Here is a 26,748-nt window from a genome sequence, read left to right as displayed (position 1 = left end):
TCTTCCAGATCGTTTTTCTTTGCCTCTCCGGCGAGTGGAAACCAACTGAGTGGAGGCGGCGGAGTGACGTCTTTCTCGGGCGAAATAAGGGAGCTTGCGACCGCGTCCGAGAAAGACGGCACGTAGCCGATGGAGCGAAGTAGGTTGAAACCGCGGAGAGGTGAAGAAAACGGGGAACCGGGCCGCGTAGCGGCTCCTGCCGGGCGGTGCTCCGTCACCGCTGCGCGGGCGGAGCTCGCGCCCCGCCGCAGGCGGAACACCGGGGAGCGCGAGGGGGTCGCCCCTCGTGGCCGGCCCGTAGGCCGGCCCCTCCCCCGCTGGAGCAGGTCCAGCTCTCGGTCCAGTCCTCGGGCGGGACGACGGCGTGCGGCTGGCCTGTCGTGTGCAGGTAGTACAGGGTGCTGCCGTAGTCGTGATCCCCGTGGCTGACGCTCATCTGGCGGTGATCGTCGTCCGTTTCCGCGATGTTCCACCTGGTCGAGACGTCCACGGCGTAAAGGTCGCCGTAAGAGTCGGTGACGAGCTGGTCGCAGACGGGGCAGCGCAGCGCGCGGTACGTCTCCCCGTCATCGGTCACGGTGACGACCATGAGGACCGGGGCCGCGGCCCACACCTGTTGTTGCAGCTGTTCAATTGCGGCGAGCAGGGCGTCAGCGGTCGGCGCGGGGGTAAGGAACGCGATGAGCGCGGCGGCGTATTCGGTGCCGTCGTCGGTGACGGGATGCCCGCCCGGTGCGCCTTCGCCGGGCAGGGTGAGGGTGTTGCGCACGTGCGCGAGGATCTCGGCGTCAGTGGCCGCGGCGTCATCGCCGGACTCCGCACGGCGGGTGTCGAGGATGAGCGCGAGCTGCGCCGCGGTCGCGCGGCCGGTGTCGATGGTGGTCATGGCGCGCTCCTGTCAGCGGACGGTGGTCGAATCGACGGTCAGGCCGTGCTTCGCGAGGCGGGCGAGGGTGTCGGGGTCCCCGGTGATCTGCTCCCAGCCCTCGTGCGAAACGACGGCCGCGGGATCGCCGTCGCGGTCGGTGAGAACGACGCACGTCCGAGCGTCGAGCGCGGCCCCGGTGCGCGGGCACACGATGTTCTTGCTGACGAGAAACGTGACCATCTGGTCGCGGAGGATCGCTTCAAGGGTGGTGGACATGACTGCTCCTGGCTGATCGTTTTTCTTTGCCTCTCCGGCGGGAATGACCGTTTGAGTGGAGGCGGCGGAGTGACGCCGATTCCGGGCGAAATAAGCCCGTAGGGCGCGTCCGGAATCGGTGGCACGTAGCCGTTGGAGCGAAATAGGTTGAGACCGCGGAGAGGTAAAGAAAACCAGGGAACGGGCCGCGCAGCGGCTCCGCCCGGTGGCGCTCCGTCGCCGCCGCGCGAGCGCAGCTCGCCTCCCGGGACGGGATGCCGGGGAGTGTGAGGGGTCGCCCCTCACGGGCAGGCGGCGCCGGCCCCACGACCGCGCCGGTTCGCGTGGGCGGTGTCGGTGGCGGGTGCGATGATCGCCGGATGTAAGAACTGGCGCATCGAACACGTGACGCGGCGACGGCGACGGTGGTTCGCAGCAGCGCGGTATCCGGCGACGCGGCGATCGCAGAGGTGCGGGCCTCGATGCCGGAGGATCACGTGATCCTCTACGTGCTCGAGGTCGAACGCGACGAGAGCTAGTCGCCCGCGCTTCGCCCTGACGGGTTACTCGGCGGCGGCGCCGCGGCGCGGCGCCCGCTGTGAGCGGGTGACGACGGCGGTCGCGCGGGAGAGGTCGGGGCCGATTGCGTCGGCTTCGAGGACGCGGCCGTGGCGGCGGTCTTCCCCTTCGCCCCAGGTCACGGTGCGCTCGTATCCGACGACGATCACGGCGTCACCCTTGTGCAGCGACGCGAGCACGTGCTCGCCGAGTTCGAACTTTGCTTCCACGAAATGCGTTGTGGGGGCGTCGTGCGGGGTCCACTCCCCCGCGCGGTACTCGCCGGTGTTCTCGATCACGCGTAGCTTCACGATCTGCACGCGACCCGCCTGCACGGCCTCGGGGTCGACGGCGAGGTTGCCGGTGATGGTCCTGGTGCTCATCTGTCGTCTCCTGCTCGTGCGGTTCGTTCTCCCCGTCGACGTCGACGGGATGCCGGTCCTCGGATCGGCCTCGGGGGTTGGTGCAGCGTCATCCTCAAGAACGTCCAGGCCCCAGGATGCGAGCGCGTCGCGGCGGGTGATTTCCACCGGCGGCTCTGACAGCCATCGCCGCTGCTCGAGCTCGGCGCGGGTGACGTAGTGTCCGGGGATGCGGCGTTCCTCGCCGTAGGCGGCGCGGTAGAACCGGTCGGCGTCGTTCTCCAGGCGGTCCACTTCCCCTTGTCGGTCGGTGTATCCGGCTCGGTAGTCGTCGCTGGTGGTGTCGTGCTCGTTCATGCGGCGTGCTTGTCGATGAGGTCGGGGCGAAACCCTGACCAGTGGTCTTGATCGCTTGCCACGACGACGGGAGCGGCGGAGTATCCCAGCTCGTCCATGACGTATTCGAGCGCTGCGGGGTTGGTGGTGAGGTCCACGACGGTGTACTCGATGCCCTTCGCGTCGAGCGCGCGGTAGGTCGCCGTGCACTGCACGCACGACGGCTTCGAGTAGACGATGAGGCTCATTGCTCCGATCCTCTCTCAGTGTGGTGCGCGTCGCCCTCGTCATCGTCGGTGGCGTGTTCTTCCATCCACATCTCCGCCGCCTCGACCTGCCCGCATGCGCGCAGCATCTCGGCCAGCGCGTCGACTTCTCGGCAGCTAAGGCGCGTCGCCATATCTGCGGCGGTGTCCGGGCGGGAGAACACGAGGGCGAACTCGGCCACCGCATCGAGGAAGGTCGGCCGATCCGGCGTCCGGTTGGTGTGGGTGGTGTCGGGCATGGCGTCTCCTCCTCGATGGGTGGTGCGGGTTACTGCTCGGTGGTGCGGGTGAGGGTGTCCACGAACATGACCCCCTCGGGGCCGGGGATCGTGGCGGCGTGCGCGAGTGCCCAACCGGTGCGGGCGTGGGCTTCCAGGTCCTCGGTGCGCTCGGCGATCTTGCGGCCCTGGTACTGCCGGTCCTCAGCCGTGGTGGCCGGAACGAAGGTGCTGACGGTCGTGATCTGCTGGTGCATTTCTCTCTCCTCCTCATCGTTTTTTTTCCGTGAAGGCGGTTCTTCGCCTGAGCAACCGGAGGGCGCAGTGCAACCCCCAGGGCGAGGGGGGAGAGAGTTTTGGCGCGAAATATGGGAGCGCAGCGACCGCGTGCCGTAAGTCTCGGAGGACTCGGTGGCGCAGCCACTTGCACGGACCCCGCAGGTAGCTACGAGGGAGCGAAGCGGACGAGCTGCCGCAGGCTTCACGGCAAAAAGCGTGAGCCCGTAGGGCGATCCTCGGCGGCCGGCGGAGCCGGTCGACCTTCGGGCGTCGCTCCGTCGACGCTGCGGGAGCGCAGCTCGCGCCCCGCCGGCGGCGGAACCCCGGGGAGTGTGAGGGGGGTGCCCCTCACGGGCCGGCCCGAAGGCCGGCCCTCACCCCTCAGCTCGCCGTGGCGGCTTCCGTGGTGGTGGTCTTCTCGGCGCCGGCGGCTCGTGCGGCCTCGACCTCGGCGGCGGTGTGGTGTCCCTGCACGTCGGTGTAATCGACCTTGTATGGCCGCGTGGTGTCGTTCCAGTCGAGCGCGACGGTCACGCTCTTGGGGTTTACGCGGGTGACCACGTGCCAGCCGAAACGGTGTTTGATCATGTCGCCCTTGGCGATCGTCTCGCGGCTGTGGATCGTGACCTGTCCGGCCGCGGCCTGGGCTTCACGGACCGCGGTCCAGTAGGTGTGTTCGTCTTCGAGCTGCGCCCGCTGGGTCAGTAGGCGCTCACGGTATGCGCCCGTCGCGGGGGCGGTCGTCTCGATGTAGCCGCTTCCGAAGTTGTGCGAGCTGCCCTCGATCTTGCGCGTGTACCCGCGAATGTCGGTGGCGATCCGCTCGATGCGGCGGGCAACCATCCCCGGCGCGTAACGGGTGTCGGTGGTTCCCGCAGCGATGTCGGCGCGGGCGCGGGCGCGGGTGGCTTGGCGGTCGGCCTCGACTCTGCGACCCATCGCGGCATCCGCCTTGGCGATCGCGTTACGGTGGCGGCCTTCGGAGTGGTGCCCGACCTTGATCGGCTCGCCACCCTCGGGCAGGCGGTCCAGCGCACGGCGCGCGGCCGCGTCTGCGGCGTCTGCGTCGGCCGCGCGTCGGTCGGCCTTCGCCTCGAGCGCGTCGACCCGGGCCGCCTGGCGCCGGGTCTTGTCCGCCTCAACCTCGGCGGTCGGCCGGAACGTCTCGTCAGCTTCGATCGTGACCTCGTGGCCGGCCTCACGCAGCGCTGCCGCGGCGCGGTTGATGGTCCACCACTTGGGCAGGCGGTCGCGGGACTGGGGGACGTACCAGGCGCCGATGGATCGACCCCACCGCCAACCGTTCGCCTTCAAGATTTCGGCGGTGCCGTCGCCGCGGCTGGTGCCCTCGATGATCGTTCCGGCTTCGCGGGTGTGTGTGATGGTGAGCATGTCGTTCTCCTTGGGTGTGGGGGTCAATCGCTGGCGAGGTAGTCGGCGCGGGTTTCGCTGCGGTCGTGCAGCGGGTAGGCGGCGGGGTACAGATCAAGCGCTCGTGCGACCGCGACCGGTACGACGACGTAGGCGCCGGATGCCATGTAGCCGATGCGATCCGCGGCCACGCGCTCCGCAGGCTCGAAGTGCTGCAAGGTCATGCCGATGACTTCACGGGCGACCAGACGCACGGCCGGGATCTGCTCGGTCACCGGGTCGTTCCCACCGACGCCGATGATGACCACCTGACGGGCGGTGCGGCTGATCCCCTCCTCCCCCGGTCCGTGATTCACGCTGACGATGACTTCGGTACGTGTGCCGCGCTGCTCGCTCATGTGACTCTCCCTCTGACTGATCGTTTTTCTGTGCCTCTCCGGCGGGAATGACCGTTTGAGTGGAGGCGGCGGAGTGACGCCGATTCCGGGCGAAATAAGCCCGTAGGGCGCGTCCGGAATCGGTGGCACGTAGCCGTTGGAGCGAAATAGGTTGAGACCGCGGAGAGGTGAAGAAAACCTCAAAGGATGGGCCGCTGTGCGGCCTCCCCATGGCGGCGCATAGCGCCGCGACGCGAGGGCCCTCCTGCCGCCCAACCGAGCGTCAACGGCGCTCAGCGGTCTATAGGCGTGACAGACGGCCAGCTGACCGGGATTGACGTCCGCGGTCACCTTGGCCAGCGTCCCCCGGATGCAACGCTGGACGCAGGTGTCGAGCGGCATGATTGAGTTCGCTGACGGAGCGGTTAGGTTCCACGCGAACCAATGAAAAGCATGTAAGACTCGACAGCAAGCCTTGCGCAAGGTCGGCGCAAGGTCCGAACAGCCTCGCATCAGTTATCGACCACCTTCGCGTCATGCCTGGGTCCAGACTCGGTCGGTTTCGCCCCCTGATTTCTTCGTTACTTGCTAAGCCCGCGCTACGTACCGTGCCCGAAATGGCCCAAGTTACGACACGACAGGCATGACATGTAGTTCTAGAGTTGCGCAATGGCACACCAGGCATAGGTCATATCGGCATCGATAATGACGCGGTCACAGATATCAATCCGCTCAAGCGCAGATCGTGTCAGTAGGCAATCAGGATGAAATCTCGATGGCGCATGCAGCCGATCAACATCACGACACGGCGCTCAATGCTTTGTTCCCGCAGCCACCGCCGTTAGGTTCGAACCATGATTGTTGGCGTCTTGAGTTGGTGCGCATGCGTGTCGCGCACAACCACGATCTCGTCACGCAACTACCTTGCGCGCGCCTTGCGCACGCCTTGCTCAGGGGGGGATCCATGCGCGTCCTAGCCGTGGTCGGTCAAAAGGGTGGCATCGGCAAGTCCACTACGGCCATGAATCTGGCTGCATGCATGTCTCGGTCGTCGTCTGTCGCTGTGATCGACGTCGACCCGCAGGCGTCTACGACGAAGTGGGCTGAGCGCGCGGGGGAGAACCTGCCGTTCGACTTCACAAGCGAGACCGACATCAGCATGTTGTCGCTGATGCGACAGCTGGACTACGACGTCGTCATCGTGGATACGCCCGGGAGCCTCGCGGATCAGCATGTGCTGTCGGCGCTGCTCGATCAGACTGACTACGCAATCGCACCGCTGTCACCGTCGTTCATGGAAATCGAACCGGTGCAGCGAACGCTGCAGGACTTCGTCATTCCACGCGGTATCCCGTATCGCGTTCTGATGAACAAGGTGGATCTTCGAGACGGCAAGGGAGATCTCGAAAGCTTCGAGGAGTTGCTCGACACCGGCAGCTTCTTCGACGGACAGGTCGGTATCCCGCGGTTTAAGAACTACATTCGGCAGGCCAAAGTGATGAAGATGATGCCGCTGCAAGGCACGGTCATCACTGATTATTCGGATACCCGTAACAGCCGCGCCGCGATCAGCGACTACACCTCTGTGGCGCTGGAGCTGATGAATCTGTGGGCACGTGAGAGGAAAACCGCCTGATGGCCAAGCTCGACATGCGAAAGGCGCTGGCTGGCGCCGTCACGCCGCTGAACGCGATCAAGCCGGCGGGGGAGCCCACGCCCGAGTTGCGCCTGATTGATGAGGTGGAACCCGTTGCCGAAGGCACTGCGAAGGATGACGGAGTGGTTACTGTCGCAGACGACCGCGAACCCAACGTCGCTGTTGACGAGGAAGCGGGCACGATTGACCCCGCTGTTGCGACACCCTCACGCCGTCGCCCGAGCACGCATAAGCCTGCACCGGTAACGAAGCCTGCCGCTCGGCCAGAACCGACCGCCGCTGCGCCCGTGACAGCGATGGGCGTCGATGTGGAGCCGGCGCTGAACGCGCGGTTCGTTGCATTCCGGAATGCAACCCGACTGAGCTATCACCAGATCATCCTGGACGCAGTTGAACACTCTTATCCCGCGCTGGGTGACCTCGTGGCTAAAGCACTTGGCCGTGGGGGAGAGGCCGCCGTCGCGCAGGTGAAGCTGTTCGAACGCACGTTCGTCCCGCCGCCCGTCCCCGTCGCCGGTCGTCAGGATCGCATCACTCACACGATCCGCATTACGGTGTCAAACCGATCGTTGTTGGACGACATCGCCGCCGAGGTGTCCTCGCCTTCCAGAAACTTCATGATCTGCGTCGCGCTGGATCACTACCTGCCCGCCGGGTAAGGGCAGCATTTTGACCCTTGGCAGGATCCTCCGTCCCGGTCGCCGACCAACCCTGTCGAGCGTGCGATCCTCTTCCGGACCCGAAGGAGTCGCGTCAAGGAGATGCACACACCGTCCCGAATTCCCTTGCCTCGTGATGGCAGCCGCCTTCTGGACCTCAGGCGGCCAAAACGAGTCCCTGCTCGAGGTAGCCAGCGCGCACGAGCCGGCGAGCCATTTTGTGATCTCGCCGTTTGCTGGGCCCCCGTGGGTAGGCAACGTAGTCGGGTCGGTCGGATTCGTTGGAGTACGACTTCTTTCCTCGCCGGTGTTTCGCGCGTCGCTCCATCCATGTAACCTCAGCCAGCCACCACGCCCACACAAGGCGTTCTTCGCCGTATCTGGCCGCGCGCTGGTCGAGGTACCCATTCACGCCGCGGGTGCGGGCGACAAAGTCTCGGACAGTGGAGGAGAGGCGCCGCCATCCCCCGCCAGTCCGTTCGACGAGGCCGGCTGCGGTCAACTCATCGATGCGGCGGCGCAGGACATCTGAGTCCAGCCCTGTCCGATAGACGAGGTGTTCAAAGGTGGCGGTACCGTCCGCGGGGGTGTTCTTGTAGATCAGTCCCGCATTCCTGCCCATGCTGCGAGGGGCGGTGAAGACATCATGTGCGAACAGTTCCAGCCGGGTACCGATGTCTCTGATAAGGGCTCGCGCGAGTGGGAGGGCGTTGACTATGGCGCGCATATGCGCTTGTGTCCGCTTTTGTACTGATTCTTCTGTGGAGAACCGAGTAGCCAACCGGTATCGCTTCGCGTGCGCTCCTTCGGCGTTAGTGACGACCTCCAGCCAGCCGCCGGTTCCGTCTTCCCCGGTGAGGGCACGGAGGGCGCGTGAGACACTTGTCCGCCCGTAGCCGGTGTCGGCACTGAGCCGGCGGACGTCGGCTTCGACGGCGTGCTGCGAGCTCTGCAGCATGTACAAGCAGATCGCGTCCAGGACGACTCGCTGGGCGTGGGAGCCTCCGACGCGGCTGTTGTGCGTCGCCCAGATACCGGGGAGGGCGTCAGCACGCGCGAGAGCGCGTTGAACGGCGGTAGTGACGGTCGCGGTGCGCTGGCGGTAGTCCTCGTCGTCTCCTGAAGCGCTGAGCGGGTGTGAGGCAACGTAGCGGACGGCGTACTCCCACGCGGCGGTCAGCACCTTGTCGATCTGGTGTTCGGTGCGCCGCTGGCGTGTGGCTCCGACGCGGCGGGTCCGGGCGTGTTCGAGGCCGCGTGCGCTGTGGACCTGCTCGCGGATGTCCTGGTAGCTCCACCGGGCGTGAGCGGCGGCCGCGAGGATCCTCACCAGTGTGTGAGACGCGTCGGGTCCTGCGTCGCTGTGCAGCACCGAGTCCATGGCCATCGACAGGGGCCGACGGCGGCCGCGGACACGGGGCTTCCCGGCGTCGTCGCGAACGACGTTGTGCAGGTCCTCGGTGGACGGGGCGGGCAGTTCCGCGCCGAGGTCGACAAGCAGGGCGTGCAGCTGGCCGGGGGCGTCTTCGTCGGCGGCGTGGTCGGTGATCGCGGCCAGGTCGGCGACCGGCGCCGAGTGTCCACCGGCGCGGTGGGGAGCATAGGGCGGGCGGACGCAGCCGGCTCTGGGGTTGGTTAAGGGCGCGAGGTCGAGGGAGGGGAACAGGCTCCGAGTCAGATAGGCGATGTCGCGTACGGCGTCGGCGTCAGTGGGTACGTCGAGGTGGACCCAGACGTGGCGTCCGCCGGTGGGGCCGGATAGGCACAGCAGGTGGGGGATGTTGAGCTGCTCGAGCCAGTACGTGAAGCGGTCTGCATCGCTCGCGGCGTCGCCGGCGGATGCATCGAAGTCGAAACAGAGGTAACGGAAGCGGAGGTCGTCGTCGGCGAGGAACATCGCCCACGTCGTTGACGGTGGAGCCTCGTTGAGGGGCCAGAGCCTGTCGTAAGCGTTGAGCACCTCGCCGCTGGAGGCGCGTGCGGCCGCACGGACGTCATCTCTGGGGGAGAGGCGGCGGGTGATGGCCCAGACCTCGTCGAGGGAGTACGGCGACACGCCGTTGGGGTCGGAGAGCGTCAATGCTCGTCCGCGCTCTCGGATGGGGATTACCATGGTGATACCACCTCCTCGGAGGTACGACAAACGCCCCTTGCCACGGGGATGAATTGAATACAGCTCGACCCGACTGCCGGGCGCCAACCACTTGGTCGGATCGAGCGAACGCTTTACGACTAACAGGCCTTGCGCACTTCGCCAAAAGTGCTCGGGGCCTGATGTCGTTTATGGAAGCGTCACATGACGGACTCCCTTCATCGCAGAGAGAGTCGGCCGACGAACTGACAGGCCGAGGATGCGGGTCTCAGCAGGGAGACCGGTCAGCGAGCGCGCCGTAGCGCGGCGGGGGAGAGGCAGGGTGCCTCGATCCTCCGCAGTCGACGAAGAGGTGCCGGGAGCGTTGCTCGACCGGGCCATGCTGAGGGGATGTTCGCGCGACACGCCGATGTGCACACACGAATCCGCCCCGCCGCGCGGGGTTTCAGTTAGCATGAGAGCACCTCCTGAGGAAGCTTGGGTGGGTTCCAGACTTTGGTTTGGTCGCTACGGTCTGGCGAATTACCTATGAGGGGCCCCGTCTTCGGACGGGGCCTCTGTTGTTAGCTGGCGATCTGCGTCGGCAGCTCCTTGCTGGTGGGTCGGGGGAGTGCCGCGAGAGGCGGCACCATTACGGGAGCGCTCACCTGCGGGAAGTCTTCCAGGAGGAGCTCTTCTAACATGTCGCCGGTCACGCCGGGCTCTGGCGCCCATTCCGGGCGCCCGTAGGCGTGGGCGGCAAGGTGCAGTACATAGTCGCCGTAGCTCATGTGCAGCTTGTCCGCGTTCTCGCGGATGACGTCAGCGAAAGGCCGCAGCGGCTTCGTCGTGATCGGTACTCGATCACCTTTGCTTGGTCGTCCCATGTGGACAAGCATGGACCGCGTTACCTTTGTTGAGAGGAAACGCTCGCGGCGTGTCGAAACCTATGTGGAGAGGAAAAGCCGCGGGCGAGTGGTCCCCGTTCTCACCTTCGCGTTCACGGCGGTCACCACGGGGGAGGTCAAGCTGGGGGCATTCCGCGAGAAGATGCCGACGCGTTAAAGCGGGCACCGCCTGGGCGCGCGGGGGCCTCACGTCCTCTGTGCGGCTACAACGTGACGGGCGGCGGCGGCTACTCCCGCGACGTCGCCCGCGGCGAGACGGTCAATGTAGCGCTCCGTGCGACCACCATCGCTGAGCATTGGAGTGTTGAGCCACTGTGCCCAAGCCCAGGCGTCGTCCACACTGCTGCGAAGGATCGGGAGTACCTCACGCAATCCGGGAACGAGTGCACGGTTGAGCACCTGAAACGCGGGGTAGAGCGTGCGCCTGTCAGTGGTGTCCAGCCGAATAGCCCTCCCCTCACGTACCGCTTTTGAGATAGCCGCGCGCCCGACACCGAGCTCCTGCTGGAGTCCGCCGCTGGTGAAGCAGGGGCCGACGATGTCCGCCCAAGGACTCTTCACGAGGCCAAGGCGCGCCACGACATCAGCAGCCACAGAGCCAGAATCTCCGAGGACCGTGACCTTCGCACCGTCGCGGACCAGACCCAGAAGCCGCTCGCGAATCGCGCCGAGGAGCGCGTCGACCGCTCGCGCCTCAGCCTCAACCTGGGGTCGAAAGTCGCTCATGTTCACCTTTGGTGTCAACCGTGTCAACTCGCCGCCCAGCGGCGGCGATGTCAACTATGTCAACTATCCGCGGCGTCGGAAAAGAGGCGCGCCCGTCAGCCGCTGAACGAGCCGAAGAAACCCAACTTGTCACCGGCGACGATGCGGCTCCCGCCTCCGGGAGAACGCGACGTCAACTTTGACAGTGCCGCCAGTAGCCGAGTCGCGACACGGGTTACGCGAGGGTGACAACGCACTCGACGTCGCCCATCATCAGTTTCGCGCCGATGGGGACGACGGTGGGCTGACCGGGGGTGAGCCAGCGCCGCGGTGTCGTCAGCAGCTCCACGCCGTTCGGGGCGTTGAGGTCGGTGACGATGATGCGCGCGTCCCGGTCAACCTCGACCGCCGCGTGCGTGCGCGAGAGTTGTCGACCAGGACTGGCAACAGTGACGGCGTGCTCATCGGCCTTGGCGATCGGCTCACGGCCTATGACGGCGCGGCCCGGGGCCGTGACGCTGCGCTGCGTGGTAAACGCGAGGTGCAGGACGGGAGTGGCCGTGCGGCGCACCCGCGTTGCCTCGACGTCAACGTCCAGCTCCGGAGCGGGAACGGTCGTCGACACGGCCGCCGGCACAGAAGCCAGTACGGGTGACATCTCGGCAAGGTGCACCACCATGTCGAGGTCGGCTGGCAGATCCTCGGTGGCATCGACGGGGATCGGCGGTGCGTCGATGGGCCCGCCGTGCGGGGGCACCTCGACCTGCAACGGCTCGTCGATCTGGCACTGGATGCACGTCGTCGACGTGACGGGCTGTAGGCGCCGGCAGTGTCGGCAGCGGCCCTCGTCGATGCTGAGGCCGTCTGGGGCAGGGATGATGCCTTCGGCGTCGATGAGCTGCACGTACCCCTCGGGCCGCACGGCGAGCTGGTAGCCCCTTGCGGCCTCGGTGACGTCGAGGCGCACGGGTCGACGGAGCTGCACGGCGTAGGACACGGCGCGGGCGATGAGCCCGGTCCTGAGCGCGTCGACGGACTCGGCCGCGCACGCGCGGACGGCGCCGTTGACGGTCAAGGTGCCGGTGTTGTCACCGTGCAGCTCTGCGACTAGGCGGGGCCAGGTTGGTACGCGGGTGAGCCCAGGTGAGGGCTGTGTGGCTTTCATAGGCTCGGCTCCACCGCTGCGCCGGCAGCGAGCCATGCCCGCCGAGGTGCTACGTCGGTGCTGGTCATCGTCGTCTCCTCGTTCACTGTCCGAGCTGGATGCCGACCGCGGTCATGTAGGGCTCGGGGTCGATGTTCTCGCCGTTCACCATTACCTCGAAGTGGAGGTGGCAAGCGGTTGATCCGCCGCTGCTGCCGACTCGAGCGATTTGCTGGCCGGCTTTCACCTTGTCTCCGACGTTGGAGAGCATTCCGGAGTCGTACATGTGTAGGTAGCGGGTGGTGACGCCGCCGCCGTGGTCGATTGCGATCACTCCGTTGCCTCCGCTGTCGAAGCCGCGGAAGGTGACCGTTCCGTCTTGCGCGGCCCAGATGGGGCCGTCGCATCCGCCGCCGGCAAGGTCGGTGCCGGCGTGCAGTCGCACGTCGCCCGTGATCGGGTGCACGCGGAAGCCGTAGGGACTGGTGATTGGTCCGGCGCCGGGGGAGGCCCAGCCTTGGGCGTTGACGCTGCCGGGGACGGTGGGGTCGCATGCGCCACCGCTGGCGCTGCCATCGCCGGGGTTGAGCCCCGTCTTGACGCCGGTCAGCCCCTCGACGATCTGCACCGCGCCGTCCCAGAACCGCGTGTAGTGGTACGGGTCGGCGTTGACCTGGGTGCGGTGCGCGACGATGGTCGGTTCTAGCGATTCCCGGTCGGGAACCTTCTGGATCATTGCCTGGAAGAACTTGGTCGACGAGGTGTAGGGGTTCAGCCGCTCCTTGCGCGTGCCCCATCCGTCCTGCTGCTGGAACAGGCCAATCGAGGTAGTGGGGGAGCCGTCCGGGTTGGTGACACCCCCTGTCTCCCAGTCGCCATAGTCGATGTTGCGCAGGCTCGATTCGCCCATCGCCGTCATGACGCCGATGGTCTGATCGCGCACGTTCAGGCCCAGGTCTTTGCCGGCCTGGATCACGTTCGCAGCGTTCACAAGCTGCTCGTGGCCGTAGCCGGCTATCTCCGTCTGCGGGATCGAATCGGGGTCGATCGAGACGCCCGAGCGGGGGTCGGCAGCGGATGCTGGCTCGCAGTTGTCGCTGCCGACGACGACGAAACCGAGCAATAGGCCGATGACCAGAATCGGAGCTGCGGCGATTGCGTAGACCCCGCCTGCCTTCGGGCCGGGCACGTTAGTTCACTCCATCCGGGAGGATGAAGCGGCTTGTCAGCCAGGGGGAGTCTCCGTCGACGCGGCTCAGGATGAGCCCATACATGCCGGCGTTGGTGGGGACGTCGACATAGGCGACGTACGCGCTCGTCTCGTCGGTAATGACGGGCGGTCCTGTGATCGTCGTTGCGACGATCCGGGAGGGGTCCACGTAGGCGTAGTCCTGCGTGGACTTTTGATCGAGGAAGGGCTGCAGGTTTGCCCACCACTCGTCGAACCCAACATCGGGACGCGCGTACGCGAGCATGACGGTCTGAGCGGCAGCGATAGCGCTCTGACGCGAGCTCTCATTCCACGTGGGGACGGTGCGTGGGCCGTGGATTTCCCCCGAGTCTTCGTCGATCGCCCCCTGGGGCGCGGGGGTGAAGGTGGAGGGGTCGGGGAAGATCGGGCCAGACGTGCTCACACTGGGCGGCGACGCGGGCTCGGGGGTTTCGGTGGTTCCCGTGCATCCGGCAAGTACGACGGCGGCGGTGATCACGACGATGACGGTCCCGATCTTCCTCACAGCTAGTTCCTCCTCAGACGGTCTCCGATTCAGGCTCGGCCGTATGTCCGGTGTCGCGCCTGTTATTCGCGCCTTTTCGGAGCTCGGCCTTGAGCTCTTCCACGATGACGAACCACGAGGTGCCCAGCTTGTAGCCGGGAATGGTTCCCTCTTTGAGCCAGGTATAGACGGTTCGCGTGGTCGTATTCAGTCGCGCGGCGACCTCGGTCGGACCGATTGTGGGTGGGTCGTGCTCGAATAGCTGGTCAAGTGCGTCTGCCACTGCGGCATCCTTCCTAGCCCCCACAGAAATGGTATAGGGAGCCGCGGAAAAGAACATTAAAGGTTTCTAACGTCGCGGTTTTCGTGTTACTTCATGTGCCGCGTTAGCGTGAATGGACCGTTAATCGCCAGTTCGTTGGGGGCACGATGAGCGATCCGAACAATCCATGGTTGTCGCGTCCGACTACGCCGATGCCGGATACGAACGTCCCAATCGCGGTCGTTCCATCCACCTTTGGACCTGTAGCGCCACAGCGGGGCGTCCCGGCGCCTGATCAGGCTGACCAGCTGCCGATTAGAGACCAGCGGGTGACTCCTGCGGTCTGGTGGCTGGGCGCGCATGGTGGCTCGGGGGAGTCCACGTTGGCAGCTCTCGCGCCGAGATGGTCGGCCGCAGCCGGCCACGCCTGGCCACGCAGCTCGACCAACGAGCCGACACCCGTGGTCATTGTCGCCCGATCGAACGCCGCTGGCCTCCGCGCCGCGCAGAACGCCCTCCGGCAATGGGGGGCAGGGCTGACCCCCTCCAACGTGCATGGGCTTGTCGTCATGGCTGACGCGCCCGGTCGGATGCCGCGCGCCTTGCGTGACCTGCTCACCGTGGTCGGTGGCGGTGGCCCTCGCACCTGGACGGTTCCGTGGGTTGACGCCTGGCGGTTCGACGAGCCCACCGCTGCGCCCGTCCCACGCGAAGTTCAGCGAGTCCTCGACGAGCTAAGCGCACTCCCCGGAATCGGTGCCGCCAGCACCTTCAATTGAAAGGCAAGATATGTCCGCGATCGAAGTGCTTCACTCCGTGAACGAGACGGCCAACGTCGTGGCCGGCGTCATCCCGAACCCCCCGCCGCAGCAGCCGCCGGGGACCGAAGGCGTGACCACGATCCTTTCGTGGCTGAAGTGGATCGGCTACGTCGTCGTCGGCGGCGCGATCATCGTCGGCGGAGTTCTTATCGCCGTCAGCTTCCGCCGCGGCGAGGGTCACGACGCCCTCCCCAAGGTCATCTGGCCCATGGCCGGCGCGATCGTCATCGGCGGCGGCGCCGCCCTGATCGGCATCCTCGCCGGGGCCTGAGGAAGGAGCCGTTATGGCTGACGACGACGACACCACGCAGAACCCGTTTAGTCGCCCCGGTTTTATCGTCGGGGCGGTGGTGGTGGCCGCGCTGATCATCACCGCCGTCTTCCTGACGGTGCTCAATCTGAACCGCGACAGCGACACCGCACCGCCCGCGGCCGATGCGACGTCGAACGGATCGGCCAGCTCCGCCCCGACTCTGAGTGCATCCGGGGCCGCGGGCGGCGCGAGCGTTTGCGGGCTCAGTGGCGTGGAGCTGACCGGAACTGTCTCGACAGCTCCCGTTGCCGAGTGGCAGTACCAGGACGTCGATGCATACCCGGTGTCGCCGTCTGCCGGTCCCGGTGAGACGGCCCCTGAGCGTTATCGGTACTGCTACCAGCACACGCCTGAGGGAGCGGTGTTCGCCGCGGCGAACATGACCATTGCTGGCTTCGGTCCCGTCGAGCTCCGCTCGGCGCTGCTCGACTACGCCCTGACAGATGGTCAGTACCGTGAGCGGTTGCTTGAGTCGTCCGGCGGCAGCTCGTCGAGTGACGTTCGTGCAGCGATTGCTGGGTTCCGAGTACTTGAGTACACGGGTGACACCGCACGCATTGACATTGCGTTTCGCGGCACCGCCTCGGGGCAAGCGGTTACCGGCTCGACGGTCTACGAGCTGATCTGGGAGGGCGGCGACTGGCGTATCGACGCCAACAAGGCTGAGCCCGCTCGGATCGCACAGCTCCCCGACCTGTCGGGCTACACGTCCTGGACAGTCGGATAACTCATGGCATCGAGCGATTGCAGCCTCCTCGATTGGCAATGCAACGCCGGCAACTGGGTTGAGAGCGTCCTGGGCGACGCGATCGAGAACCTTGCACGGGCCGTCATCGAGGCCTTCGGTAAGGCGGTCGCGTCTGTCGGCACGCTGTGGGTGAACGTCGGCACACCGAACCTGACGGGCACCGGCGGAGGGTCTGCGATTACTGTGGGCCAGGCGGCGCCCAACTCAGACGGCATCGTTCAGGTGCTCGGCTGGGTGACGTGGATTGCGATCGTGCTCGCCGCCATTTCGATCATCCTTCTCGGGGCTCTCGTCGCGACGAGAATGCGCGCGGGCGAGGGCTTCCGTGCGGTCGGCCCGCTCGGCTTCGTGCTCAGCGGCATCTTCCTCATGTCGGGCGCTACGGCGCTCGTCTCCGGGTTGCTCCCGCGCGGGCCTCAGGGGGCCGGCGGGGCGGTGCTGTTCTTGCAGTCCTCCCTCTGGTGGTACATGGGAGCTGCGGCGGTCGTATCCGTCATCATCGGCGGCATCCGCATGGGGTGGGAGCAGCGCGCCGAACCCGGCAAGGAGACGATCGAGAGCCTTCTGACTCTGATCGTCGTCGCCGGTTCCGGGGTGACCCTCGTTGGCCTTCTTGTGTCGGCGTTCGACTCGTTCTCCGTCTGGATTCTCAACGGCTCGCTGAGCTGCGACGTGGGAGCCGACTCGGCTTGCTTCGGGGAGAACATCGTCAACCTCCTGGCGCTGACTTCTAACCCGAACGCGGGTGGCCTCGGCTCCCTGCTCATCATCATTCTGGGCATCATCGCGATTCTCGCGACGGCTGCTCAGATCGTGTTGATGATCGCGCGCGGCGGCATGCTCGTGATCTTGACGGGCATCCTGCCGCTGTCGGCGTCGGCCACCAACACCGAAATGGGTAAGAACTGGTTCAAGAAGAACGTGGGCTGGCTCGTCGCGTTCATCCTCTACAAGCCGGCTGCGGCGATCGTGTACGCCGCGGCGTTCCAGCTCGTCGGAACGAACATCTTCCAGGACGACGGGACGGGCTTTATCGCCGTGCTGACGGGTCTCATTCTGATGGTGCTTGCGTTGTTCGCGATGCCCGCTCTGATGCGGTTCGTGACGCCTCTCGTCAGCTCCCTGTCGGCGGGTGCCGGCGGCGCGCTGGGAGCTGCGGCGATCATGGCTCTGCCTTCGGGCGCTGCTGCTGCTGGTCGCCTCGCGACCGGCTCGGGCGGCGGTTCGTCGTCGGCGGGTGGCCCGGGGGCGACGGGTGGTCAGGGGTCGACCGGCGCAAGTGGGCCGTCTGGCTCGAACGGCGGCGGGGGCTCAGCTCCTCAGGCCGCACAGGCCTCTAGCGCCGCTGGTGGGGGCGGAGGCGGTACGACCGGGGCTGCGGCGTCCTCGGGTGCCGCTGGTGGCGGTACGGGTGCTGCTGCGGCGTCTGCTGGCGGGGGAGCCGCTGCGGGTGGTTCAGCTGCCGCGGGTGGAGGTGCTGCCGGCGGCGGCGCTGCGGGCGGAGCTGCTGTCGGCTCTGCGGGTGGCCCGGTCGGCATGGCCGCGGGCGTCGCGATCGGCGCTGCGGCTCAGGGTGCGCAAGCGGCCACAGGGGCCGCGAAGAACGTAGGCGATCAAGCGACAGGTGAAGGGAGCGGGAGCTGATGACGACCACAAAAACAAGCCGTAGGGGCGTCCGCACGTACGGGAACTGGCGTCAGCCAACGTCGCCGGGGCTTCTCGGCCTCGGCACGGTCGGCACCGGCCTCATGTTCGTTGCGCTGCTGATCGTGATCGTCGTCCTAATGACGACGAATATCATCAATGCCTTCATCACCGCAGCGGTGTTCGGCGGCATAATCCTGCTGCTGACCATCCGCGATGCGGACGGTCGTAGCGTGCTCTCGCGCACGGCGAACCGTGTCGCGTGGTCGTCGACGAAGCGACGGAAGGCAAACGTCTACCGTTCCGGCCCGCTGGGGCGCTCCGAGTGGGGATCGAACCAGCTCCCCGGGCTGGCGGCGCAATCCCGGCTCTCCGAGCACGAGGACTCCTACGCTCGCCCGTTCGCGATGATCTACAACCCCCACGCGAAGACGTACTCGATCGTCATCGGCACCGAGCCTGACGGCGCCGCTCTCGTCGACCAGGAACAGGTCGACCTCTGGGTGGCCGACTGGGGTCATTGGCTGCGCAACCTGGCGGATGAGCCGGGGATGGAGGCCGCTCAGGTGACGGTTGAGACGGCTCCGGATTCGGGTCGTCGGCTGCGCCGTGAGGTGGAGACGAACACCGACCCTGAGGCGCCGGACTTTGCGAAGGCGATGCTCGGTGAGGTGGTCATGAACTACCCCGCCGGTTCGTCGACGGTGAAGGCGTACGTGGCGCTGACGTTCGCCGCGGCACCCCGAAAGGGTGCCAAGCCCCGCACCCCGGAGGACATGGGGCGCGAGCTCGCCGCTCGCCTTCCCGGCCTCACCGCAACGCTGCAAGCGACCGGCGCGGGAGCTGCGCACCCGCTGAGCGCTCAGGAACTATGCGAGACAATCCTCGTCGCGTACGACCCGGCCGCAGCGACGCTGATCGACGACGCTCACGCGAACGGCGAGGTGCCCGATCTGAGCTGGTCGGACGTCGGCCCCACGGCTGCTCAGGCGAACTGGGACAGCTACCGGCACGACTCGGCGACGTCGGTCACCTGGCAGATGACTCAGGCCCCTCGTGGCCTGGTGCAGTCGGGGGTGCTGGCGCGTCTGCTCGCCCCGCACCGCGACATTGCGCGTAAGCGTGTGACGCTGCTGTATAAGCCGATCGATCCCGCGCGGGCGGCGGCGCTCGTGCAGGCTGACGTGCGAGCTGCAGAGTTCAAGGCCACGTCCAGCCGTAAGCCGTCGGCGCGCGACTCGCTCGCGCTGCGCTCGGCTCAGGCCACGGAGTCGGAGGAGGCATCGGGAGCGGGCCTGGTGAACTTCGGCATCCTCGTGACCGCGACCGTCATCGACCCGAGCAAGGAGGCCGACGCCCGGGCGGCGGTCGACAACCTCGGCGCGACCGCGCGTCTGCGGCTGCGCCCGGTGTACGGCTCCCAGGACAGCGCCTTCGCCGCAGCTCTCCCTCTCGGGCTCGTGCTGACCAAGCACGTAGCCGTCCCGGCGATGCTGAGGGAGGGAATCTGATGAGCCCTGATCTGATCGCACTGCTCGCGCTGGCCGGGCTGATCCTGCTCGTCGTGGTCGGCGCGCTCGTCTTCGTCCGCACCGGACGAAAGACCACCGCCACGGGCGCGTCCGCGTCCGGTGGGTCGCTCACCTCTCGAGGGTGGAGCGGCCCCGGCGGCGGTTCGTCGACGTACCTGCAACCCGTCCCGGAGTGGCGCGGCACCACAGTGCAGACGTGCGGCCTGTGGCCGTACGCGATCGGTGCTGGTACGCCGATGGTGGGCGTCCCGCTGGGCCGTCACATTCACACGGGCGCGACGCTGTGCGCTGACCCGATTTCGTGGTTTCAGCGGGCGAAGCTGATCAGCAACCCGTCTGTGTTCGTGCTCGGTAAGCCGGGACTCGGTAAGTCAACGGTCATCGCTCGTATGGCGGTCGGGCTCGCCGGCTATGGCGTGCAGCCGCTCGTGTTGGGCGATCTGCGCCCCGACTATGTGGAGGCCATTCGCGCGCTCGGCGGTCAGGTCATCACCCTCGGCCGCGGGCGGGGGTACCTCAACGTGCTCGACCCCGGCGAGGCCAAGGAGGCCGCGCAACGTCTCATCGACGCCGGCTTCCAGAAGGAGGCAGGCGAGGTGCTGGAAGACGCCCACGGTCGCCGCCTGGCGATGGTGTCGTCCCTGCTGACGATCCAGCGAAAGGCGCAGCCCTCCGACGTCGAGGAGTCGATCATCGACCAGGCGTTGCGGGTGCTCGATCGCAGCATGGAGGGCATTCCGGTGCTCGGTGATCTGCTGGCCGTGGTGCAGGAGGGCCCGACTGAGCTGCGCCAGGTCGCCGTCGACCGTGGCGACTTCGTGAAGTACCAGGAGATTACGCGCGGCCTCGAAGCGTCGTTGCTGGCCCTGGCAACCGGTAGCGGTCGCCTCGGCGGAGTGTTCTCCCACCACACGACGAACCCCATGGCACTTGACCGGCCGGTGGTCTACGACATTTCCGCGATCGGTGAGGCTGAGGGCGATCTGCGCGCGGCCACGCTGCTCGCGTGCTGGTCGAACGGCTTCGCGACGGTGAACATCGCCAACGTCCTCGCGGACGCCGGCCTGGAACCACGCCGGCACTACTTCGTCATCATGGACGAGCTGTGGCGCGCCCTCCGCGCCGGAAACAGCATCGTCGACCGCGTGGACTTCCTCACCCGACTCAACCGCCAGGTAGGCGTCGGCACAGCAATGATCTCGCACACCATGGCCGACCTAAGCGCCCTCCCCGAGGAGGACCGTTTGAAGGCCAAGGGCTTCGTCGAGCGCGCCGGCATGGTCATGTGCGCGGGTCTGCCGTACACCGAAATGCCGGAGCTCACGACGGTCATCCCATTCTCTGAGGCCGAGCAAGAACTGCTGACCGGTTGGCAAGACCCGCCCGCGTGGGATGCCGCCACGGGCCGCGAGGTCGACCCTCCCGGCCGCGGCAAGTTCCTCGTCAAGGTCGGCACCCGACCGGGCATCCCGGTACAGGTGCAGCTCACCGAGGCCGAGCGCTCCATCCGCGACACGAACCAGCGGTGGTGCGAACAGTCCCGCACCGCCCGCCGCGCCGTGCGCGCGGTGGAGGAGCTGATGGAGGAGCACGAGGAACGCGAGAAGGAGACGGTCTGATGAGCACCCCCAACAACCGCCGCCGCGACCCCGGCGGCTTCGGCGGCGAGACGCTGATGCTACTCGTGCTCATCGTCGTGGTCGTTGGGGGGCTCATCCTCACCAACGTTGCGGTGCGCCTCGGCGCGCAGCTCGACGGCACCGCGGCCGAGCTGCCGTCCGACCCGTTCGCGCTCACCCTCGGGCTCATCTTCGGGCGCGTGGCGTGGCCAGCATCCGCGACATGGATCGTCGCCGTCTTCGGCGCCGTCCTGCTCGCCCTGGCGATCTTCGCGATCGTCGGCATTGTCCGCTACCGGAAGGGTCGAACCCGCGTCGACCGCGCCAGCTCCTATATGGGCCGCGGCAAGGACGTCGCCGGCCTGAGCCGACAGAACGCGGTGGCGTCGGCGGAGCGTCTCGGCGTGAAGGGCGTCGTCGGCAAGCCCGTGCTGGGCGTGCCGATCGGGAAGACGATCGGCGGGGTGCCACTGTGGGGCACCTGGGAGGACATGCACATCGACATCTGGGGGCCGCGTACCGGTAAGACCACCTCCCGCGCGGTGCCGGCAATCCTCGATGCACCCGGCGGCGTCCTGGTCACCTCGAACAAGCGTGACGTGGTGGATGCCACCCGCGACGTGCGTGCGAAGGTCGGCCCGGTGTGGGTATTCGATCCGCAGGGGATCGCGCTCGAGAATCCGTCGTGGTGGTGGAACCCGCTCAGCTACGTCACCGACGAGGTGAAAGCGGCCAAACTGGCCGATCACTTCGCATCGGGCTCCCGGGATCCCGGGGCCAAGACGGATGCTTACTTTGACCCGGCGGGGCAGGATCTTCTTGCGGGGCTCCTGCTCGCCGCAGCTCTTGATGGTCGACCGATCACCGACGTCTACGCCTGGCTGACTCGCCCCACGGAGGACGAGCCGGTGTCGATCCTGAACCGGCACGGCTACCGGCTCACCGCCGACCAGGTGCGCGGTGTCATTACCGCGCCCGAGAAGCAGCGTGGCGGCATCTACGGCACGGCGCAACAGATGGCGTCGTGCCTCACAAACCGTCAGGTGGCGTCGTGGGTGAACCCCCTGACGCAGACCGACCTTCGGCCTCAGTTCGACCCCGCCGCGTTCGTCCGTGGCGGCGGCACGCTCTACTCGCTGTCCAAGGAGGGCCGCGGGACCGCCGGCCCGCTCGTGACGGCGCTGACGGTGGCCGTCGTCGAAGCCGCGGAAGAAATCGCCGCGGCATCCCCCGGGGGCCGTCTCGCGGTGCCCCTGCTCGGGGTACTCGACGAGGCGGCGAACGTCTGCCGCTGGCGTGAACTGCCAAACCTCTACAGCCACTACGGCTCACGCGGCATCATCCTGATGACCATCCTGCAATCGTGGTCACAGGGCATCGACGTATGGGGCGAGTCCGGCATGCGCAAGCTGTGGTCGGCCTCCAACGTCAAGGTCTACGGCGGGGGAGTGGCTGAGGAAACCTTCCTCGAATCCCTTTCCAAGCTCATCGGTGAATACGACCGTCAAGCGTCGTCAGTGTCGTCCGGTCGCGGGGGCCGCAGCGTGAACCACCAGCTCCACCGTGAACGCATCCTGGACATCGCGGACCTGTCCGCCATGCCGAAAGGCCGCGCCGTGGTGCTGTCCTCGGGGAACCGCCCAACGCTGATCCGCACGCAGCCATGGATGACCGGCCCGCACGCCGAAGAAATCATGGCGTCGATCGCCGCTCACGACCCGGCTGCGCGGCAGACGATCAACAAAGCTCAGGAGTCCGTACGCGCCGTGGCGCGCGCGGAGAGCGATCAAGAGGCCGTGTCATGAGCGATGACTGGGGCGACGACGACGGGATCGAGGCTGAGCCGTTCGACGTCGACGACGAGGAGCGCGAGCCCGGGCACATCTTTGGGATTGACGTCGCCGAACTCGTCGACGGCATGGCTCGGCCGGCGATCGTGCGGTCGCTACAGAAAGCTGTTCGCGACCTCGCGGCCGAGGTCGTCGACGCGGAGGTGACCGAACAGCTCGACCCGTCCGTGATCGAGGAGCTACAACTGCAAGCAGCCACAGCGGCGCGCAGTTCGGTGCTCGCCGCTCTCGACGAGCTGGACAAGGAGCCGACCGGCGAGGAGCCCGAGCTGTACTTCGGCTCAGTCGACGAGTTCGTGCGCGGCTACCTGCTCCCTAACTACCGACGCCGGGTCGACGGCCAGCGCGTCGTCTGGGCCGCAGAGTGGTGGAGGTACGCAGAGGCCGTCGCCCGCCTCGACGCTCTGTGGCGGGCATGGGAGCACCTGCGCCAGGATGCGCAGACGGGCATGTCGGTGTGGTTCCGAGACCACGCCGAACACCACATGTCCATCCTGCTCAGCCCGGAAGGACCGTTTGCTTCTGCTGGCGAGGGGACGGATCGCCAGAACACGAACGAGAAGGGCCAACCGCTGCCCTACATCGCACCGCCCGAGGGCCTGTTCCCCGACGTACGGGAGCCGTAGAAGGCCGTCACCCGTGTGCGACCAACAGCTGCAACTCGACGGCGCCATCAAGGGTCAAGCACTGTGCGAAGGGTTCGAGCAGGGTCTACCGACGTCGTCGGAAATGACGGTGACGTCACCGGTTGAGTGACCGATGGGGTGCGTCGGGACTGCGCGACGCCCGGGCTCTGGGGCGACCCTGCCGATAAGAACGTGATTGAGCATTCTGCGGCCGCCATCAGTGAAACGCAGAAGGGCTCTATTACGAGCCGGCTAGGGGGTAATGCTGGCGATCTGAACGCTAATTGTCGCGTTCTTGTTGGGGTGCGCGGAGCGGAGGCGATCAGCGACGGCGCGCGCTGTTCCGGGGCTTCCCGCGGTGCGGCGCGTGGCGATGCGCGCGGCGATTGCCGGGGGTTCTTCGGCGGCGGTGACGTGGACAGCCGCAGCGTCCGGGGTGGTGTCGGTGAGACCGGTAGAGATAGTCGCGACGAGTCGTCCGATGAGCGGGGTGGAGGGGTAGATCGTCGCCACGTCGGGGAGGGAGAGGACCGCGGCGGTGAGATCGTCGGCGCTGGGTGTGGCGCGTTCGTCGGTCATGACGGTTCCTTCTCCGGTGCGGGTACGTGAACGTTTTGGACGGTGATGTCTATGGCGTCGACGGTGAGTTCGGTGTGCTCAGCGAGAGCACTGGACACGTCCTGCCGTAGCTGCGCCAGTAGCGGTGGCATGGGCGTGTGGGCGGCGACGCTGACGGTGAGCTCCACACAGATACCGGCTCGGGGGAGCTCAGCGTCCCCCCGAAGCCGGGACGATCCGATAATGAGGCCCGGAATACCGTCGCCCACGTCGCGGATCAGCGCGCGAACGGCACCCTCGGTGATGCTGAGAGTGACGGCGGGGTCGGGGTGGTGCAGCGGCAGGTTTCGGCCTGCTCGGGCTTCGGTGCTGATGTGGGCGAAGATGTTGTCGAGCCACGAGGCCGGCGGATCGGGCAGCCGACGCGCGTCATCCTCGATCAGTTTGCGGGATAGGTACGAGACGCGGGTCAGCGCGCGCAGCGCGTTCTGGCACTCCGGGCATTCCTCAATGAGGGGGTTGTACGGGATGCGGTCGTGGGCGAGGTACACGCTGAGGGAGTCGAGCGTGTGGCCGCACGCCGGTGCGGGGTGGGTGTCGGTCATCGCCAGCCCTCCATCCGGATTGTGATGTTCGCGCGTGCTCGTGCGAGGTTGCCCCTAGCTTGCCCGGTGCTGATGTGCATTGTGTCTGCAATGTCCTGATAGCTGAGGCCGGCGACTTCGCGGAGCAGCCAGCACTGTCGCTGGTTGTCGGGGAGGGCGTCGAGGGTCGCGGACAGGGCACGCAGCTGGGCATTTCGGATGGCGCTCAGTTCCGGGTCTTGGCTGGTGCTGGTGTATCCATCAGACAGCTCCGTTTCGCGGTGAGGCTTCCCGAGGTGGCTGAATGCGCGGCGGGTAGCGATCTGCATCAGCCACGCACGGGCGTGGCTCTGATCGCGCAAGGTTGAAAGCTTCCGCCACGCGATGACGAACGTCTCTTGTAACACGTCGTCAGCATCAGCATGGCTCCGCAGAATCCGAGTCAGATATGCACGCATCAGCGGCGCGTGCCGAGTGATGAGAGACCGGAAGGCACCTACGTCTCCATCGACCGCGCGCTGAACGAGGATCTCATCCGATGCCGCCGCTTGAGCCTCGGAAGGGCCGGCAGCGCGAGTTGCAATGGGAGGCATGGTGTCCTGCTCACTTTTTTGTGACGAACGCACCAAGGCAACGCTCTAAGAATCAACAGGGGCGTTGCATCTACTTGTACCGACGCTACTCCCGTCACCCACGGATTACCGCCCACCCGCCGACACCCCATCCCACCCACCTTCGAAAGGGCTACCCTCATGACCACCTCTGACCGCGACGCCGAGAACACAGCGAAAGAACGGGTTGAAGACGCAACCCACGCACTGCACGACGCCGCACCTGGCGGCAAGACGGCGTCAAGCGGTGTCGTAGACCACGCTTCGGTCGAGTTCGACGAGGTGAAGCAACACGCCGAATCCGCAATCGACACCACTTTTGAGGCGGTGTCTTCCGCCGCAGGCAGAGCCCGCGAGACCGTTCGCCGCAACCCGAAGAAAGTTCTGTTCGTGACAGTCGTCGTCTCCCTCAGCATCCTCGGCCTAGTCGCAGTGCTGCGACGCGTATAACTCCCGGCTCGGGCTTCCCGGGGGGCCAACGAGCATTACATCGCAGCATGCGCGGATCTCGATACTCAGCGGTTATGTCAGCGACTCTGCTGGCTGCGTGGGCGCTTTATGTTATGGCGTCGAGGGTGAGGCCGTCGGGGGAGCTTGCGTGAGCCATCAGTTGTTCGATGAGGGCTCGGTCGATGGTCGGTTGCCGGCCGCCGTAGAACTGCATGAGGAGGGGGCTGGCGGGGTGCAGCCATAAGCTGAGGTTCCCGTGGTTGGGGTGGGGGATTGTCATCGTGAATGATTCGCCGCGGCGGAACTTGTTCATGATGACGAGCCGTAGGTGCGCAAGGAGGCGGTCTTCGATGTCGACGCTGCTGTGTTCCGAGTAGATCAACCGTCCCAATGCTGCTCCTGCTGGTGGGTGCGGTCGGGATCCGCCGCGATTGTGACAAGTGAAGGGTGCGCTCGCGCGCTCTTTTGATAATCGGGCGCACCGGACCGTGGAGTGGGATTTTTCACCCTGCGCCTGGCGAACCTGACATCATGCGATCGATCGGGTGCGGTGTCGTACGATGCAGCGGAGAACCGAAGGGATCGTGAGCATGGGTCACCTGATTTATGGCGTCGCCCCCGCCATCAACATTGACGATCGGATGCTGCATCATCTGCGCGCGGTGATCGTCACTAAGCTGCGCCGTGATGAGAGCTTCAGCTTCACGTGGAATGACGAGCCCTCCGTGCACGGCGATGACGCCACCGCAGGGCGGGGAACGCACGGCACTGTGTGGATCTCGAAGTCGACGTCGTTGTACTTCGCCTTCGATGGGCCTCACGAGGGCCCGTTGAACCCCGCGTGGCTTCGTGTGTTGGCGGACTCAGCGAACGGTAACGCGGGGTTGCGTCCTCTTCCGGAACCCGGGGTTGAGCACAAGGGCTGAACCCTCTGGGGTCGATGAGACGAAACGCGATGGGGAAATTCTTCTATCAGGGTGACACGAGAGCCGAGTTTGAGGACCGTGCTCTTGCTCACCTGCAGACGGTGATCCTGGCGAAATTGCGCAGGGGGGAGAGCTTCGCGTTCTCGTGGAAGGACGACATGAGCACGGGTGGTGGACGCACGACGGTCTACCTCCATGCGCACTCGAGCATTGTCTTCAGGTACCACGGCAGCCGAAGTCCCCAGATCAACCCCCACTGGCTACACGCGCTCAGCAACACGGCAAACTCGGGGCCGGGACTTTACCTGGTGCCGGAGCCAGCTGGGCCGATTATTCGCCCGGGAGATCGCGAAGAGATGACTTTCGCCGAGGTTCCGGTCGATTCTCCCCCGCCGAGCGTGTAAATGACGTCCGGGGCCGAGAGGGGTCACTCGACCATGATGTACGTCCGCGCA

General features: G+C 66.4%; 32 protein-coding genes. 13 read left to right on the top strand and 19 right to left on the bottom strand.

All coding sequences use genetic code 11. From position 1 onward, the window contains the following. Positions 1-214: 214 nt before the first annotated feature. The 8 genes from RWH43_RS17200 to RWH43_RS17165 form a co-directional block, all read right to left on the bottom strand. A complete protein-coding gene (locus RWH43_RS17200; RefSeq protein ID WP_316002095.1) occupies positions 215-886 on the bottom strand; it encodes a hypothetical protein in 672 nt (223 codons plus the stop codon). A 12-nt stretch (positions 887-898) separates the two neighbouring features. Then, on the bottom strand, positions 899-1,144 hold the full coding sequence (locus tag RWH43_RS17195) for a hypothetical protein (RefSeq protein ID WP_316002094.1): 246 nt from the start codon (positions 1,142-1,144) through the stop codon (positions 899-901). A 542-nt stretch (positions 1,145-1,686) separates the two neighbouring features. After that, positions 1,687-2,400, bottom strand: a complete 714-nt coding sequence (locus RWH43_RS17190) for a single-stranded DNA-binding protein (protein WP_316002093.1) — start codon at positions 2,398-2,400, stop codon at positions 1,687-1,689. Next, positions 2,397-2,627, bottom strand: a complete 231-nt coding sequence (gene nrdH, locus RWH43_RS17185) for a glutaredoxin-like protein NrdH (protein WP_316002092.1) — start codon at positions 2,625-2,627, stop codon at positions 2,397-2,399. Before nrdH ends, RWH43_RS17190 begins: the two co-directional genes overlap by 4 nt. Beyond that, positions 2,624-2,884, bottom strand: coding sequence for a hypothetical protein (locus RWH43_RS17180; protein WP_316002091.1), 261 nt, complete (start codon positions 2,882-2,884; stop codon positions 2,624-2,626). The genes nrdH and RWH43_RS17180 overlap by 4 nt, the downstream gene beginning before the upstream one ends. Positions 2,885-2,913: 29 nt before the next feature. Beyond that, positions 2,914-3,120: a hypothetical protein gene (locus tag RWH43_RS17175; RefSeq protein ID WP_316002090.1), complete on the bottom strand. Its 207-nt coding sequence runs from the start codon at positions 3,118-3,120 to the stop codon at positions 2,914-2,916. 403 nt (positions 3,121-3,523) lie between these two features. Further along, positions 3,524-4,534 carry a DUF3560 domain-containing protein gene (locus tag RWH43_RS17170; RefSeq protein ID WP_316002089.1) on the bottom strand — a complete coding sequence of 337 codons (1,011 nt, stop codon included), beginning with the start codon at positions 4,532-4,534 and terminating at the stop codon, positions 3,524-3,526. A 23-nt stretch (positions 4,535-4,557) separates the two neighbouring features. Beyond that, on the bottom strand, positions 4,558-4,911 hold the full coding sequence (locus RWH43_RS17165) for a hypothetical protein (protein WP_316002088.1): 354 nt from the start codon (positions 4,909-4,911) through the stop codon (positions 4,558-4,560). 754 nt (positions 4,912-5,665) lie between these two features. On the opposite strand from RWH43_RS17165, the gene RWH43_RS17160 reads away from it, so the two are divergent. Further along, positions 5,666-6,526 (top strand): ParA family protein, encoded by an 861-nt coding sequence (locus RWH43_RS17160; protein ID WP_316002087.1) that lies wholly within the window; start codon positions 5,666-5,668, stop codon positions 6,524-6,526. Continuing rightward, positions 6,526-7,206 carry a hypothetical protein gene (locus tag RWH43_RS17155; RefSeq protein ID WP_316002086.1) on the top strand — a complete coding sequence of 227 codons (681 nt, stop codon included), beginning with the start codon at positions 6,526-6,528 and terminating at the stop codon, positions 7,204-7,206. Before RWH43_RS17160 ends, RWH43_RS17155 begins: the two co-directional genes overlap by 1 nt. 157 nt (positions 7,207-7,363) lie before the next feature. Here the strand turns inward: RWH43_RS17155 and RWH43_RS17150 are convergent, their stop codons facing one another. The 7 genes from RWH43_RS17150 to RWH43_RS17120 all read right to left on the bottom strand — a co-directional run bounded on the left by RWH43_RS17150 (position 7,364) and on the right by RWH43_RS17120 (position 14,032). After that, positions 7,364-9,319 carry a hypothetical protein gene (locus tag RWH43_RS17150; protein WP_316002085.1) on the bottom strand — a complete coding sequence of 652 codons (1,956 nt, stop codon included), beginning with the start codon at positions 9,317-9,319 and terminating at the stop codon, positions 7,364-7,366. Between the two features lie 542 nt (positions 9,320-9,861). Then, on the bottom strand, positions 9,862-10,176 hold the full coding sequence (locus RWH43_RS17145; protein ID WP_316002084.1) for a hypothetical protein: 315 nt from the start codon (positions 10,174-10,176) through the stop codon (positions 9,862-9,864). 195 nt (positions 10,177-10,371) lie between these two features. Then, a complete protein-coding gene (locus tag RWH43_RS17140; RefSeq protein WP_316002083.1) occupies positions 10,372-10,917 on the bottom strand; it encodes a hypothetical protein in 546 nt (181 codons plus the stop codon). Between the two features lie 208 nt (positions 10,918-11,125). Further along, complete coding sequence (locus RWH43_RS17135; RefSeq protein WP_316002082.1) at positions 11,126-11,965, bottom strand: FHA domain-containing protein; 840 nt, start codon at positions 11,963-11,965, stop codon at positions 11,126-11,128. A gap of 172 nt (positions 11,966-12,137) precedes the next feature. Next, on the bottom strand, positions 12,138-13,223 hold the full coding sequence (locus RWH43_RS17130) for a M23 family metallopeptidase (RefSeq protein WP_316002081.1): 1,086 nt from the start codon (positions 13,221-13,223) through the stop codon (positions 12,138-12,140). A gap of 1 nt (position 13,224) precedes the next feature. Beyond that, a complete protein-coding gene (locus RWH43_RS17125; protein ID WP_316002080.1) occupies positions 13,225-13,770 on the bottom strand; it encodes a lipoprotein in 546 nt (181 codons plus the stop codon). A 13-nt stretch (positions 13,771-13,783) separates the two neighbouring features. Next, positions 13,784-14,032 carry a helix-turn-helix domain-containing protein gene (locus RWH43_RS17120; RefSeq protein ID WP_316002079.1) on the bottom strand — a complete coding sequence of 83 codons (249 nt, stop codon included), beginning with the start codon at positions 14,030-14,032 and terminating at the stop codon, positions 13,784-13,786. Between the two features lie 146 nt (positions 14,033-14,178). On the opposite strand from RWH43_RS17120, the gene RWH43_RS17115 reads away from it, so the two are divergent. From RWH43_RS17115 to RWH43_RS17080, 8 genes are all read left to right on the top strand, one after another. Then, positions 14,179-14,790 carry a DUF6668 family protein gene (locus tag RWH43_RS17115; RefSeq protein ID WP_316002078.1) on the top strand — a complete coding sequence of 204 codons (612 nt, stop codon included), beginning with the start codon at positions 14,179-14,181 and terminating at the stop codon, positions 14,788-14,790. 10 nt (positions 14,791-14,800) lie between these two features. Then, positions 14,801-15,103 carry a hypothetical protein gene (locus RWH43_RS17110; protein ID WP_316002077.1) on the top strand — a complete coding sequence of 101 codons (303 nt, stop codon included), beginning with the start codon at positions 14,801-14,803 and terminating at the stop codon, positions 15,101-15,103. 13 nt (positions 15,104-15,116) lie between these two features. Next, positions 15,117-15,872 (top strand): DUF8175 domain-containg protein, encoded by a 756-nt coding sequence (locus RWH43_RS17105; protein ID WP_316002076.1) that lies wholly within the window; start codon positions 15,117-15,119, stop codon positions 15,870-15,872. A 3-nt stretch (positions 15,873-15,875) separates the two neighbouring features. After that, entirely contained in the window at positions 15,876-17,537 is a 1,662-nt protein-coding gene (locus tag RWH43_RS17100) for a TrbL/VirB6 family protein (protein ID WP_316002075.1), read from the top strand. Continuing rightward, positions 17,537-19,048 (top strand): SCO6880 family protein, encoded by a 1,512-nt coding sequence (locus RWH43_RS17095; RefSeq protein WP_316002074.1) that lies wholly within the window; start codon positions 17,537-17,539, stop codon positions 19,046-19,048. Before RWH43_RS17100 ends, RWH43_RS17095 begins: the two co-directional genes overlap by 1 nt. Before the next feature lie 257 nt (positions 19,049-19,305). Next, positions 19,306-20,688: a putative type IV secretion/conjugal transfer ATPase gene (locus RWH43_RS17090; protein ID WP_437127403.1), complete on the top strand. Its 1,383-nt coding sequence runs from the start codon at positions 19,306-19,308 to the stop codon at positions 20,686-20,688. After that, complete coding sequence (locus RWH43_RS17085; protein ID WP_316002072.1) at positions 20,688-22,493, top strand: type IV secretory system conjugative DNA transfer family protein; 1,806 nt, start codon at positions 20,688-20,690, stop codon at positions 22,491-22,493. Before RWH43_RS17090 ends, RWH43_RS17085 begins: the two co-directional genes overlap by 1 nt. Then, a complete protein-coding gene (locus tag RWH43_RS17080) occupies positions 22,490-23,164 on the top strand; it encodes a DUF4913 domain-containing protein (protein ID WP_316002071.1) in 675 nt (224 codons plus the stop codon). The genes RWH43_RS17085 and RWH43_RS17080 overlap by 4 nt, the downstream gene beginning before the upstream one ends. 252 nt (positions 23,165-23,416) lie before the next feature. On the opposite strand, the gene RWH43_RS17075 is transcribed toward RWH43_RS17080, so the two are convergent. The 3 genes from RWH43_RS17075 to RWH43_RS17065 are packed head-to-tail and all read right to left on the bottom strand — an operon-like array spanning position 23,417 to position 24,899. Continuing rightward, on the bottom strand, positions 23,417-23,743 hold the full coding sequence (locus tag RWH43_RS17075; RefSeq protein WP_316002070.1) for a hypothetical protein: 327 nt from the start codon (positions 23,741-23,743) through the stop codon (positions 23,417-23,419). Beyond that, positions 23,740-24,327, bottom strand: coding sequence for an Asp23/Gls24 family envelope stress response protein (locus tag RWH43_RS17070; RefSeq protein WP_316002069.1), 588 nt, complete (start codon positions 24,325-24,327; stop codon positions 23,740-23,742). Before RWH43_RS17070 ends, RWH43_RS17075 begins: the two co-directional genes overlap by 4 nt. Continuing rightward, positions 24,324-24,899, bottom strand: coding sequence for an RNA polymerase sigma factor (locus RWH43_RS17065; protein ID WP_316002068.1), 576 nt, complete (start codon positions 24,897-24,899; stop codon positions 24,324-24,326). The genes RWH43_RS17070 and RWH43_RS17065 overlap by 4 nt, the downstream gene beginning before the upstream one ends. A gap of 159 nt (positions 24,900-25,058) precedes the next feature. Between RWH43_RS17065 and RWH43_RS17060 the strand changes: the two genes are divergently transcribed. Continuing rightward, a complete protein-coding gene (locus RWH43_RS17060; RefSeq protein WP_316002067.1) occupies positions 25,059-25,367 on the top strand; it encodes a hypothetical protein in 309 nt (102 codons plus the stop codon). A gap of 106 nt (positions 25,368-25,473) precedes the next feature. Here the strand turns inward: RWH43_RS17060 and RWH43_RS17720 are convergent, their stop codons facing one another. After that, entirely contained in the window at positions 25,474-25,749 is a 276-nt protein-coding gene (locus tag RWH43_RS17720; protein ID WP_437127402.1) for a DUF7882 family protein, read from the bottom strand. Between the two features lie 208 nt (positions 25,750-25,957). On the opposite strand from RWH43_RS17720, the gene RWH43_RS17055 reads away from it, so the two are divergent. Beyond that, the gene (locus tag RWH43_RS17055; protein WP_316002066.1) at positions 25,958-26,293 is read left to right on the top strand and encodes a DUF7882 family protein; all 336 of its coding nucleotides are present in this window, start codon (positions 25,958-25,960) and stop codon (positions 26,291-26,293) included. Positions 26,294-26,307: 14 nt separating this feature from the next. After that, positions 26,308-26,697 (top strand): DUF7882 family protein, encoded by a 390-nt coding sequence (locus tag RWH43_RS17715; RefSeq protein WP_437127401.1) that lies wholly within the window; start codon positions 26,308-26,310, stop codon positions 26,695-26,697. The last annotated feature ends 51 nt before the right edge of the window (positions 26,698-26,748 follow it).

Source organism: Microbacterium algihabitans (assembly GCF_032464975.1).
GTDB lineage: Bacteria > Actinomycetota > Actinomycetes > Actinomycetales > Microbacteriaceae > Microbacterium > Microbacterium algihabitans.
This window is presented reverse-complemented; position numbering and strand designations above follow the sequence as displayed.